An 11,237-nucleotide genomic window follows, 5' to 3' on the forward strand; every position below is an offset into this window, starting at 1 on the left:
CAGCGATCGATCCCACCCGCCGGAACGCCGCCAGGTCGAAGCCTCGGAAGCTAGCCCAGCCCAAGAAAACGAGAGCTGACCTGGCTGCTGCGAAGAAGCCGTCGATCAAGCGTCCGGGCCCGCGCGGCTGGCTCGGCCGCGGCCGCGGCGAGGCGAACGTTATCCAGCCCGCCGACGAGTGGCGTGGCACGACAGTTCAGGTGTGCGGAATGCACCCATTCTCGGTCGGTACGGGAACGCCGATGATCGGTGTTCCTCTCGGCTTACAGCTCTTCACCGGGGCGACGGTGTGCGCAGACCCGATTTCGTGGTTCCAGGATGCTGGCCTCATCTCCAACCCCTCGGTCTTCGTGCTCGGTCTCCCCGGCCTCGGGAAGTCAACGCTGGTGCGCCGTATGGCGGCCGGCGGGGCAGGCCTGGGGAATCTGCCGCTGGTATTAGGCGATTTGAAGCCCGACTACGTAGACATGATTCGCGCCTTGGGCGGGCAGGTCATCACCCTCGGCCGCGGTCGCGGACACCTGAACATTCTCGATCCAGGCGAGGCGACTGCGGCCGCCGAGCGGCTGCGCCGTGCTGGCAAGGAAAAGGAGCGCCAAATGGTGCTCGCCGACGCTCACGGGCGCCGACAGACAATGGTGTCCGCTTTGCTGACGATCCTGCGGAAGGAACCACCATCTGCGCGTGAAGAGTCGATTATCGACCGCGCCCTCACCGTGCTCGACGAACGCAACGAGGGCGTCCCCGTGCTGGGCGATCTGCTACGCGTCATCCAAGAGGCGCCCTCTGAGGTTCGGGCTGTGGCCCTGGACCGCGGCGACGATGAGCAGTACAAGCGAATCACGGAAGAGTTGGAAGCTTCACTCATCAGCCTCACCACCGGCGGCCGTCTAGGCGAAGTCTTCTCCCACCACACCGACGTGCCCATGAGGCGGGACCTTCCCGTCGTCTACGACGTGTCCTCGATCGATGATTCCGACACCGATATGCAGGCCGCGATCCTCCTGGCCTGCTGGTCGGCAGGATTTGGAACGGTCAACATCGCGAACGCTTTAGCGGATGCCGGCTTGGAACCACGCCGGCACTACCTGGTCGTGCTCGACGAGCTGTGGCGGGCGCTGCGCGCCGGCCAGGGCATGGTCGACCGTGTGGACGCGCTCACCCGGCTCAACCGGCAGCGCGGTGTCGGGCTGGCAATGATTTCACACACAATGAGTGACCTCCTCGCACTCCCCACAGAATCGGAACGGATGAAGGCCCGCGGATTCGTTGAGCGCTCCGGCATGGTCATCGCCGGAGGCCTCCCCGGCGCTGAAATGCCCATGCTCACCAGCGCGGTACCGCTCTCCCGCGCCGAACAGGAACTGCTCACATCATGGCAAGACCCCGGCGCCTGGGACTCCGGATCAGGCCGCGAGTCCGAACCTCCCGGCCGCGGCAAATTCCTCATCAAAGTCGGCGGACACCCCGGCATCCCACTCAAAGTCGAACTGATCGAATCTGAACGCGCGATCAACGACACCAACAAGCTCTGGCACGCTCAGGCACCTTTCCCAGAGCCAGACGAATCAAACCCCGTCATCGGACTCGAAGACGCGGCGAAGGTCGCGCACGAGTTCGATACAGAAAGTCACAGCGCCGCGATCGAAGAAGAAGGCGCAGCGTGAGCGCATCGAACCGGCGGAACCAAAATGGAATCGACGGGCAAACGATCCTCCTGATCGTCGCCCTCGCACTCGTCACTGTGACGCTGAGCACGATCTGGCTGGCCGTGACGTGGGGATCACAACTGGACGGGGTAAACCCCGGCCTCACATCAGACCCGTTCGTCCTGTTCTTCGGGCTCCTCCGCGGCAATTTTCGCTGGCCCGCATCCGGCACCTGGATCCTCGTGGGCACACTCGCCGGCGTGGTCGTGCTCGCCGTCCTCCTGGCTGTGGCCATCACGCGCGCGCGACGTCGACGCAGCAACGTCGACGGGGCGGCCACGCACATGGGCAAGGGCCGTGACCTGCACGCCCTCTCTGCCACCGGCGCCAAAGCGACAGCGCAGCGCCTCGGCATCACCGACTGGCTCGGCGTGCCCATCGGCATCACCGTGGCGGGTCGGCGGAAACTCTACGGATCCCCTGAGGATATGCACGTGGATATCTGGGGCCCCCGCACCGGAAAATCAACGAGCCGCGCCATTCCCGCCATCTTGTCGGCTCCCGGCGCCGTTCTCACGACCTCGAACAAGCGCGACGTGCTCGATGCCACCCGCGACGTGCGCGCGGCGAACGGCAGCCACGTGTGGGCCTTCGACCCGCAACGCATCGCGCTCGAGGAACCAACCTGGTGGTGGAACCCCCTCAGCTACGTCACCGACGACGTGAAGGCAGCGAAGTTGGCCGAACACTTCGCCACCGGTTCCCGTGCCGGCGACGCACGCGCCGACCCCTATTTCGACAACGCCGGCCAAGACCTCCTGGCCGGCTTCCTCCTCGCCGCCGCCGTCGAAGGACTCTCGATCACGAAGGTATTCACCTGGACGACAACACCGGGCGATGAGGCACCCGTCGATATCCTGCGTGCCCACGGATACGACCAAATGGCCGACGCCGTCGATGGCCAGGTCAACGGTGAGGCCCGCCGACGCGACAGCGTATACGGCACCGCAGCACAGATGGCATCGTGCCTGAAGGTCCGCGCGATCGCGCAGTGGGTGACCCCGTTGGGCGGCAACATGGCCTCCGATCGACGACCCCAGTTCGACCCACACACATTCGTGCGCAGCAACGACACCCTGTACAGCCTGTCGAAGGAAGGCAAGGGCACCGCCGGGCCGCTCGTCACCGCGCTCACCGCGGCAACCGTCGAAGCCGCCGAAGAACTGGCCACCACACAGCCAGGCGGACGTCTCACGACGCCCCTGCTCGGCGTTCTCGACGAAGCGGCAAACGTGTGCCGCTGGCACGGCCTCCCCGACTTGTACTCGCACTACGGCTCGCGCGGAATAATCCTGATGACCATTCTGCAATCGTGGTCACAGGGCGTTGAAGTGTGGGGACGGGACGGCATGCGCAAGCTCTGGTCGGCATCCAACATCGCCGTCTACGGTGGCGGTGTGAAGGAGCCGGAATTCCTGGGCGAGCTATCCCAGCTGATCGGCGACTACGACAAACACACACTCTCCACAAGCGTCGGCCGCGGCCAACGGTCAACCTCTCACCAAGTGCAGCGCGAGCGCACGTTGGACGTCGCGGATCTCGGAGCAATGCCGCGCGGCCGCGCTGTCGTCTTTGCCTCAGGCGCCCCCGCCACATTGATCGAAACCGTGCCCTGGATGAAAGGACCACACGCTGACGCCGTGCGGGCCTCCATTGCTGCGCACGACCCCGCCAGCCGCCCCCTCGCCGCTACACCACCGGAGCGCCGGCTGCTACCGGACGGTGGCGCCCAAGCGTGGTTGGACGCCGCTCCGAGACAGGAGGACGAGCTGTGAGCGAATTTGATGATTTCCGCGAGGACGAGAATGCCAACGAAACTGAGCCGGCAGAGGAGACCCCCCAGTTGTTCTACGGCTCGTCTGACGAGTTCGTGCGAGAACGCCTCATCCACATGTACGCCCGTCGCGTCGGGCCCGGTAACGCTAGTTTCCGGTGGGCGGCCGACTGGTGGAACTACCCGGAAGCATTGGCACGGATCGACGCTCTCTGGCGCGCGTGGGAGCACCTAAGACTCGACGCCGCAACCGGCTCAAGTGTCTGGTGGATCGAGCACGCCGATCACCACATGCCCATCCTGATGAGTACCGAAGGGCCATTCGCGAAGTCGGAGGACGCGAACAAGGCGGGCGAGCCTCTGCCCTACACCGTGCCGCCCGCGGGTCTCTTCCCCGATATGCGCCTCGGCTGACCTCTACTCAGCCTCAATTCGACGCTCGAATCTGGGGCCGGCTGCGGCGGCGGACGAAGAAGGGGCCGCACATGTGCGGCCCCTTCTTCGTTGTGCTCAGTTCAACAGCTCGACCTCGTACGTCTTCCTCAGCAGCGAGTCGCGCGGGTGCCCGCCAACGTCGCTCCATACCTTGATGAACTTGCCCTCTTCGTCGACGTAGTTCACTTCAACGTTCTCCCAATTGGGAAGTTTGTTCCCTTTCACGTACAAGTTCACGCGATCACCTTCCCGAAGCCGAGACCAGTCCGCTACGAAGTTCAGCCTCATCGGGATAGCCCTCCTCGGGCGCGCTGCGGCACAGCGCTCTTGCTTTTGTTGCGGACCTTGGCAGCCTTGCCTGTCGTCGATGCGATTGCCTCGCGTGGATGCTTAGCGTTCTCCCCGTCAGCGAGGATGCGCGCCGCGATCGTTGCCTGTGCGATGCCTTTGCTCTCCAGGCTGCTCGCGAATCTTTCACGACGTTCGGAGCTGTCGTACTGCTGCGCTCCCTGGTCGTTCTCGGCGGCGCCGACCCGGTCTAGGTCGGCCGCCGTTCGCGCTGCTGGGCTGTCAAGCGATTCGCCGGCCTGTCTCCAGTCGGCGTCGCGCCGGGAAAATTCGCTCGCGTCTGCAATGTCGGCTCCATCGAAATCACCGGTGTTCCAGTCCTTTGCGGCCCACTCCTGAGCCTCGCGCTCGTGCCGGTCGATCTGGGCAAGGAGCATCTGACTGGCGGTGAGTTCTTTTCCCGCCTTCGAACGCTCGGATGCCGCATCTGCACGGTCCCGTTCTGCCTGCGCCAGGGCCGCGGCGACGGCGTCGGCGTCGGCTCCTGGTGCGTCGGCGTCGATTCCGTAGCGCGTCTGAACCTCGCTCTTGATTCTGTCGGCGGCGTTCCTGGCCCGGTCATCGAAGTCGCGCCAGGCGGTCGCGGTTTCGTGCACGTCGGCTATGTTCTGCGGGCTCGCCTGGTTCCACCATTCGGCCTGCTCCACGGGTGCGAGGCTTGCCCGGGCGGCTCCACGCTCGGCCTCGAACCGTGTTGAGAGTTCGCGGGCTTCCTGCACCGCATCAGCCTCGCGCTGGCGTGCGGTCTGTTCCCGCAACCGGGAGATGCGTTCTCCGAACTGTGAAGCGATGGTGAGTGCGACACGCAACGAGTCGTCGAACGTCTCGCCTACACCGTCTGTTTCCTCGGCCATAGTCCTACTCCTTCTACTCTCTGCCCCGGCCGTCACGCTCACGAGGCGTGGCTGGTGTCTTGGGCTTGCTGGAATGCAACGTGTTCGGCACTGGCGAGCCGCTTCCGGGTGCTGCCAGTCCCTCGGTGGCACGACGCATGACATCAGGGACCGCAGTCGTTTGCGTACGTGAAGCGGGATGAGCGTCCGTGCTCGGAACCGCGGGCAGACGTTCGCTGACCGCCGCGAACTGGTTGCGCATCATCGCCGTGACTTGCTCCGCCCGGCGGGCGTCACCGACCGCGGTGTGCATATCGAGGATCGCGACGGACATCCGACCGAGCTGGCGGAGCATGATGGCCTGGGCCATGCTCTCCTGGCCGCCGGCTACCGCCGCCGCCTGCATGAGGATCATCGCCGCGTTCGCACCTGAACCCAGATGCACGGGCTTGGGCCGTGACTGGTGTGCTCGAAGGTGAGCCGACCTGGCTAGCTCTCGCGAGGCCTGGGCGAGGGGCCCTGGTGTCACCTCAACGCGCTGCGACCACGCAGCGAAGACGCCGGAAGTCTCTCGCGCGACGTGGGCCCACGTGGCCCGGTCGGTCACGGGTACGTCGCGCAACTGCTTACGCAGCTGCCCAATTTCGTCGCTGTACTGCTGCCACATTTCCGGCGCCGGAGTCATCTCTTCTCGGCCCGGCGCAACAGGTCGATACTGCCACGGGTTCTTCGCCGTGGCCCGCCACTCGTCAACGGCGCCCTGCGCTCCCTCGGGGCTGTCAGGCCATCCCTCGCGAAGGCGCGGCAAGGTCAGGTCACGAGCAAGCCGCCCACCTCCATACCAAATCGGTTTCTCACCTGCACGCGGACGGACGGCAACGGAGTAGCCGGCAACGACGTCGTCGCGCCCCGCGGCGTAGCGGGGCCGGATGAGCACTCCCCCGCGTCGGAGGCGGCGAACAAACTCGCCCTCATCGACCGACGCCGTCGCGGCGGCCCGCACGGTGCGTTCCATCTTGTGAGCGTCGACCTCGACGGAGTGGGTGCGTGTGGCGCGTTCTCGCTCGGCGGGCTTGACGCCGCGCTCTCCAATTCCTTGGCTACGGCTCTCCAACAGCTCCAGCCCATACTCACGCTCCAGGTCCCGGCACACGTCCTGAGCCTTCCGAAAATCATTATGCGTGGACGCTTTAGTGCCATCCTCACGAACCAGCGACACAGCGATGTGCACGTGGTCGTTACCGTTCGTCGACAACCCATGGCGGACAGCCACCCAACGACAAGGCGCTTTACCGCTGGTCTCGGTGAAGCCCATCCGGTTAGCGAAATCCTCTGCGATCGCCCCCCACTTCTCATCGGAAAGCTGACCCTCTTCCGCGCGCAGCGAGAGCGAACAGTGCCACACGTCCCCGGCAACACGCTTGCTCGTAACCTCACCCGTAACCGGGTCTGAGTCCTTCACCGTACGCAACACGTCGACCTCGAACGCGCGCCTCGGAGCGTCAAGGCTCCGAGCAATCAACAGAGCCGAATCGCGATCCAGCACGCTGTACCCGTGCTGAGCCATGATCGCGGAATCGCCCGCAACGAGGTGCTGTTCCTCATGTTCGTTCGAACGGCCCCCGCCAGCGAGGTAAACCATGAGGCCACCCATCGCGCCGCCCCGGCGAATGTTGGGCATCATGACTCGGCCAACCTATCGATGACGTTCTCAACCTTGCCCGCCAGCGCACGGTACTCCGCGACAACAGCCCCCGCATCGGCGGGGAATTGGCCCTCCGTGTTCGCATACCTGGCGAGCTGATTGACGTTGTTCGACACAGTGGCCATCAGCCGGGTGAGAGTGAAGAGCTCAGCAATCGCCTTCTTACGATCCGTATTCGTCTCGATGTTGGCGTTCAAAGCGGACTCAAACAAAAACCGCGGAACCGTGACATCGGCAACGACAGCCCGGGCCCGCAACTGAGCATCCTCATCCGGCGTGACGTAGACGCGGTAACTCTTCTCGCGCCCACCCTCGACGTTCGCACGACGCTGCCGGCCGAACAGCCGACGCTCGCTCTTCTCAGCCATCGTGTTCGCCTCCCCCGGCCCAGCGCAGCGACCCCGAAACCTCGGGGACCATACGTCAAGTATGCCAATTCGGGCGCGCCGCGTCCAGAATTGGAAGCCATTTACCACCGGTAAATGTATAGCTTGCTCCAAATCGGCGTCGCCGATACGGGACGTTTCCGCTCAGCTCGTCAGAGTACAACAACGCCTGAGGCTCGCTCTCGTGAGGCGTACACCGTGCCTGTAATCTCAGGAGCCTGAGCGACGCGAATGTGAAACCAGAAGATGCAGCCGCCCGAGCGCGGGCAATTATCGAAGTGAACGTGGACACGCGCGTAGAAGCGGTACGAGTACTCGCGGACGCCGGCAAAGAGTACGACATCGCAGACCAACAACTGAAGCTGGCAACCCTCGCTCACGAACACGCATGGAGTGCCACGCTAGCCTCCGGATGGAGCGAAAAAGACCTACACGCTACAGGTGTTAAAGCACCCGGCCAGTCCGCCCCGAAGGCACGCAAACGACGCACCACTCCCCCGGTCACGACTCCAAACACTGAGGTGTAGCCTCCGGCTCCTTTCTGAAACGAAGAAGCCCCCGCCGAGCCCAGCTCAACGGGGCTTCTTCGTACAACTCCGTTGCCTTTTCGGCTGTTTATCGTACGCACCATTCCTCTCTCGGCAAGGGCTTTCGCGGCATATCCTCACTCGCTGCGCTCCCTCCGGTATTCCACGGTCCCTTGCCAATTCACCCCTGACGCTGTAAATCGGCGTGCGCCAAAAGGCAATGGGGTTATGAGAGAGGACCACACCATGATTGAACCGCTCACCGTGTACACGCTGCCGAACTGTGTCCAGTGCACGATGACCAAACGAGCGCTCGACGCCGCCGGCCTGCCATATACCGTGATCGACCTCACAACCGACGCGCGAGCCCTCGACCTGATGAAACAGTTCGGCTACACCTCAGCGCCCATCGTCGTAACCCGCGTCGTCTCCTGGTCAGGATTCCGACCCGACTGGATCGCCAAGATCACGGCGGCGCGCGACCACCCCTCCCTCACCAGCAAGTAGGAGCCCCGGCGATGGACTTCACCACCGTGCAAACAACACTGCCCATCAACGACACAGAGCACCTGGCACGAGCCCGAAAAGTCGCCGAACGCCTCAACAACCTTCGGGCCCACGGACGCTACGGCTACACCCTCGCAAATACACTCACCATCACAAAGGACCAGGCCAAATGACCACAGCAACCTACACATCACCGACGTCACCCCTGATGACACCGGACCAAACGAGCGCCGCCCTGGGCATCACACGTGCAGAACTCAGCGCCTTGCGACACGGCAACGCCGGACCCAACTTCCACGGCATCGACTTAGGCCTCATCCGCTACAACACGGCAGACGTCGTGCGGTGGAGAGCATCACGAGCCTTGGCAGAAACGCGTCCGACGGCCACCGCTGCCTGACTCAATTCGAGCCCCGATAGATAGGGGTCGAATCGGTCTACCGGGAAAGCCCGGAATCCCGGTTCGTCCGCGGCGACGTTCGTCGCGGACGACCGCTGGCAGTGCCATCCAGGGCACGCTTGGCAGTCAGGGCAACCCGCTCATCGAGCAATGCGGAGCCAATCGACAGCCGAACGTGCACATTAATTTTCTCCGGTGACGGCTTGCTCGCATCCACAACCTGGTAACGCTCGAACCGAGTCACATGGCCGTTCTCTTTGGCCAACCGTGTCGCGGCATCCAAACAAGTCGAGTGCTCTGCACCGTTCGGGAAAAGTGACTCAGGATATGCCGACGGCACCCACCGGCCGCCGAGTTCAGAACCTGCAGTTCCTCGCTCAGCTTCGACACACCCGCGCAACCACCGATCGCGCGTTCGATCACGCGACACGTCTAAGCTCACTTCCACCTCGACCACCGTCACCTCATACCCGGCGCGCTCGAGCATCCGCCCCATCCTCACAGCCGATTCAGGGTTCGAAAGGACCGTGTCAAGGACTATCCGATCGCCTGATCGAATCGCATCCGCGCGAGCCCCTTTCGACAGTTGCGACGATTCATCGTGCACCAAAGAAGCGAGCTCCCGTGGATAGAACCCCTCTCCCCCGTCCTGGAGCACACGCACATCATCCGGAACGACCCAGCCCACGTAGCTCCCATCCGCAATCGCCTCGCGCAACAACACGTCCTTGAAATGGTCCGCATCAATCACCCGCCACTGATCGGCGCTGCCTCCGGCTGCCGCGATCACCTGGCCAAGCACAGTCGACTTACCGGCGCCCGGAGGGCCCGCCAACACAATCGCTTTGCGATCGGTCAAGACATTCGGTTGTTCCTCGCGAAACTCCGCCCGCACCCGCGCATGAAACTGCTGCCGTTCAAAGGTCAAGTCGCCGTCGATGAACCACGCCGGATTGTTGACCGTGGCCGTCGGCGCGTCGGCACGCAAAGAACCACCTGAGCGTGAAAACTCGCTCAGGTGGTTCCCGTGACGCTCGATCTCATCAGGCGTCATTGCTTGAGAACATGGCGGCGCGCCTGCGCGGCCGAGTAAATCTCACCGTCGATAAGGCCCTGCTGCAGCGCCTCCTCGACGTCATACCAGGTTCCCTCACCGGGCTCCCACACATCGTCGAACTCGTCAGCCTTGGGCTTGGGAAGATACGGCCACCGTGCCAGCTCATCAATCACCTGGGCACGATCGATGAAGCCCCCGGAGTAGCGCTGAGCAATTTCGAACGGAGTCGCCCCATGGAACGTCGGCCGCAGATCAGCGATGCCCTTGGCTCTCGCAAGAATCTTATTAACCGCCGGCTGCGACAAGGCCAAGATCCGCGCAATCTCACGCTGGCTCGCGTTCTCGGCGGCCGCACGGGCAGCACGCAAATAGTCCAAATCAACGGTGTCGCGTCGCGCCTTGACCCGCACCAATTCCGCTAGCGCGGCCGGCTTCTCAATAGTGCTCATCTTTATACCTCCGATAACTAAAGTTATCACTTTGAGAGGAGAATATCTAGGCAGACGCCCGACGATCTCAGCATGTGCCCGCAAGTGGAACCACCTGTAAGACATGATGGAGGCACTCGATAGACTCTCAGCCAACGACGACGTTCAGCTATTACTGGCGGGGCATTTTATGAGAAGCGGGCCGTAGTGAGCCAGCAAATCCAGATCAAGACCCTCATTGGGCGCGTCCTCCACGGTGAAGTTCGCATCCCAGGATTTCAGCGAGACTTCGTTTGGGAGCCACAACGAGCGGCGCTGCTGATGGACAGCATCTACAAGGAATATCCGTTCGGAACAATTCTGCTCTGGCGCAGCCGTACGGCGTTGAAGACCGAAAAGAAGCTTGGCAGCTTCGTTCTTCCTGATCCAGAAGACGAGTACTGGCCCGGTTGCTGGCCCAAGCTGATGCGGTGGGCAAGATCGATTGGGAGGTGTCCGTGGACTCGACAGTGAATCGGGCGCATCAACACGCGACGAATCTTCCGCGCGTCACGGGGGGCCCTGTCGAATTACACGAATCTTTTGGAAGAGCCTCCTGATCATGCCATTGGCCGGTCCCGCGGTGGTGTGACCACCAAGATTCACCAGCTTTGCGACGGGAACATGCGCCCGCTCGTGGTGCTTTTGGGCCGGGCAGGGCGGCGATTCGCCATGTTCCCGGAGGTCATGGCTTCGCTCAGCGTCGACCCGGATCGGCCCCGGCGGGCTCGCACTCGACCGACCGGGTACTTGCAGACAAGGCCTACTCGGCTAAAGCGCACGGGCCATGCTGCGAAAGCGAGGCATCCAAGTCGTTATTCCCGAACGCTCCGACCAGGTCGGCAACCGGAAACGCCGCGGACGAACGGTGGCCGTCCGGTCGGCCTCGACAAAGGAGCCTACAAGCGCCGCAACGTCATCGAGCGTTCGTTCAACACCTCAAGCAGTGGCGCGGACTCGCCACCCGCTACGACAAAACTCGCCCTCACTTATCGAGGTGGAGCTGTTCTGAGCGCCCTCGTGGTGTGGTTACACGAATTAGGAGACACGCCCTAGGTCGCTGTCAAGAGTAGGTTGCAGCGTCACGAT

Annotated in this window: 13 protein-coding genes and 1 pseudogene; 8 read left to right on the top strand and 6 right to left on the bottom strand. The window is 63.3% G+C overall.

The window, feature by feature from the left end:
• Nucleotides 1-209 precede the first annotated feature (209 nt).
• From RCH22_RS21025 to RCH22_RS21035, 3 genes are read left to right on the top strand one after another with little or no spacing between them, the layout of a single operon-like run.
• Nucleotides 210-1,667, top strand: coding sequence for an ATP/GTP-binding protein (locus RCH22_RS21025; RefSeq protein WP_327015687.1), 1,458 nt, complete (start codon nucleotides 210-212; stop codon nucleotides 1,665-1,667).
• Complete coding sequence (locus RCH22_RS21030; protein ID WP_327015671.1) at nucleotides 1,664-3,484, top strand: TraM recognition domain-containing protein; 1,821 nt, start codon at nucleotides 1,664-1,666, stop codon at nucleotides 3,482-3,484. The genes RCH22_RS21025 and RCH22_RS21030 overlap by 4 nt, the downstream gene beginning before the upstream one ends.
• A complete protein-coding gene (locus RCH22_RS21035) occupies nucleotides 3,481-3,897 on the top strand; it encodes a DUF4913 domain-containing protein (RefSeq protein ID WP_327015672.1) in 417 nt (138 codons plus the stop codon). Before RCH22_RS21030 ends, RCH22_RS21035 begins: the two co-directional genes overlap by 4 nt.
• Nucleotides 3,898-3,993: 96 nt before the next feature.
• On the opposite strand, the gene RCH22_RS21040 is transcribed toward RCH22_RS21035, so the two are convergent.
• Genes RCH22_RS21040 through mobC form a run of 4 tightly spaced genes read right to left on the bottom strand, consistent with a single transcriptional unit; the run spans nucleotide 3,994 to nucleotide 7,172 of the window.
• On the bottom strand, nucleotides 3,994-4,206 hold the full coding sequence (locus RCH22_RS21040) for a hypothetical protein (RefSeq protein ID WP_327015673.1): 213 nt from the start codon (nucleotides 4,204-4,206) through the stop codon (nucleotides 3,994-3,996).
• Nucleotides 4,203-5,162 (bottom strand): hypothetical protein, encoded by a 960-nt coding sequence (locus tag RCH22_RS21045; protein ID WP_327015674.1) that lies wholly within the window; start codon nucleotides 5,160-5,162, stop codon nucleotides 4,203-4,205. Before RCH22_RS21045 ends, RCH22_RS21040 begins: the two co-directional genes overlap by 4 nt.
• The gene (locus tag RCH22_RS21050; protein ID WP_327015675.1) at nucleotides 5,134-6,783 is read right to left on the bottom strand and encodes a relaxase/mobilization nuclease domain-containing protein; all 1,650 of its coding nucleotides are present in this window, start codon (nucleotides 6,781-6,783) and stop codon (nucleotides 5,134-5,136) included. The genes RCH22_RS21045 and RCH22_RS21050 overlap by 29 nt, the downstream gene beginning before the upstream one ends.
• On the bottom strand, nucleotides 6,780-7,172 hold the full coding sequence (mobC, locus tag RCH22_RS21055) for a plasmid mobilization relaxosome protein MobC (protein ID WP_327015676.1): 393 nt from the start codon (nucleotides 7,170-7,172) through the stop codon (nucleotides 6,780-6,782). Before mobC ends, RCH22_RS21050 begins: the two co-directional genes overlap by 4 nt.
• Nucleotides 7,173-7,963: 791 nt before the next feature.
• Here mobC and RCH22_RS21060 point away from each other — a divergent pair.
• The 3 genes from RCH22_RS21060 to RCH22_RS21070 are packed head-to-tail and all read left to right on the top strand — an operon-like array spanning nucleotide 7,964 to nucleotide 8,624.
• Nucleotides 7,964-8,224: a glutaredoxin domain-containing protein gene (locus RCH22_RS21060; protein ID WP_327015677.1), complete on the top strand. Its 261-nt coding sequence runs from the start codon at nucleotides 7,964-7,966 to the stop codon at nucleotides 8,222-8,224.
• Between the two features lie 11 nt (nucleotides 8,225-8,235).
• Entirely contained in the window at nucleotides 8,236-8,397 is a 162-nt protein-coding gene (locus tag RCH22_RS21065; protein WP_327015678.1) for a hypothetical protein, read from the top strand.
• Nucleotides 8,394-8,624 (top strand): hypothetical protein, encoded by a 231-nt coding sequence (locus tag RCH22_RS21070; RefSeq protein ID WP_327015679.1) that lies wholly within the window; start codon nucleotides 8,394-8,396, stop codon nucleotides 8,622-8,624. Before RCH22_RS21065 ends, RCH22_RS21070 begins: the two co-directional genes overlap by 4 nt.
• Before the next feature lie 37 nt (nucleotides 8,625-8,661).
• On the opposite strand, the gene RCH22_RS21075 is transcribed toward RCH22_RS21070, so the two are convergent.
• Both RCH22_RS21075 and RCH22_RS21080 read right to left on the bottom strand, forming a co-directional pair.
• A complete protein-coding gene (locus RCH22_RS21075) occupies nucleotides 8,662-9,678 on the bottom strand; it encodes a zeta toxin family protein (protein WP_327015680.1) in 1,017 nt (338 codons plus the stop codon).
• Nucleotides 9,675-10,130 (bottom strand): hypothetical protein, encoded by a 456-nt coding sequence (locus tag RCH22_RS21080; protein WP_327015681.1) that lies wholly within the window; start codon nucleotides 10,128-10,130, stop codon nucleotides 9,675-9,677. Before RCH22_RS21080 ends, RCH22_RS21075 begins: the two co-directional genes overlap by 4 nt.
• A 186-nt stretch (nucleotides 10,131-10,316) precedes the next feature.
• On the opposite strand from RCH22_RS21080, the gene RCH22_RS21085 reads away from it, so the two are divergent.
• Entirely contained in the window at nucleotides 10,317-10,622 is a 306-nt protein-coding gene (locus tag RCH22_RS21085; protein ID WP_327015682.1) for a DUF262 domain-containing protein, read from the top strand.
• Nucleotides 10,623-10,709: 87 nt separating this feature from the next.
• Nucleotides 10,710-11,204: pseudogene (locus RCH22_RS21090) on the top strand (IS5 family transposase); the annotation flags it as partial.
• Between the last annotated feature and the right edge of the window lie 33 nt (nucleotides 11,205-11,237).

Source organism: Cryobacterium sp. GrIS_2_6, from assembly GCF_035984545.1.
Lineage (GTDB): Bacteria > Actinomycetota > Actinomycetes > Actinomycetales > Microbacteriaceae > Cryobacterium.

What these genes read in the sequence shown, in the direction of transcription:
- mobC (WP_327015676.1), bottom strand. Translation starts at nt 7,172, where the DNA reads ATGGCTGAGAAGAGCGAGCGTCGGCTGTTCGGCCGGCAGCGTCGTGCG.
- RCH22_RS21065 (WP_327015678.1), top strand. Translation starts at nt 8,236, where the DNA reads ATGGACTTCACCACCGTGCAAACAACACTGCCCATCAACGACACAGAG.
- RCH22_RS21060 (WP_327015677.1), top strand. Translation starts at nt 7,964, where the DNA reads ATGATTGAACCGCTCACCGTGTACACGCTGCCGAACTGTGTCCAGTGC.
- RCH22_RS21025 (WP_327015687.1), top strand. Translation starts at nt 210, where the DNA reads ATGCACCCATTCTCGGTCGGTACGGGAACGCCGATGATCGGTGTTCCT.
- RCH22_RS21075 (WP_327015680.1), bottom strand. Translation starts at nt 9,678, where the DNA reads ATGACGCCTGATGAGATCGAGCGTCACGGGAACCACCTGAGCGAGTTT.
- RCH22_RS21050 (WP_327015675.1), bottom strand. Translation starts at nt 6,783, where the DNA reads ATGATGCCCAACATTCGCCGGGGCGGCGCGATGGGTGGCCTCATGGTT.
- RCH22_RS21080 (WP_327015681.1), bottom strand. Translation starts at nt 10,130, where the DNA reads ATGAGCACTATTGAGAAGCCGGCCGCGCTAGCGGAATTGGTGCGGGTC.
- RCH22_RS21040 (WP_327015673.1), bottom strand. Translation starts at nt 4,206, where the DNA reads ATGAGGCTGAACTTCGTAGCGGACTGGTCTCGGCTTCGGGAAGGTGAT.
- RCH22_RS21070 (WP_327015679.1), top strand. Translation starts at nt 8,394, where the DNA reads ATGACCACAGCAACCTACACATCACCGACGTCACCCCTGATGACACCG.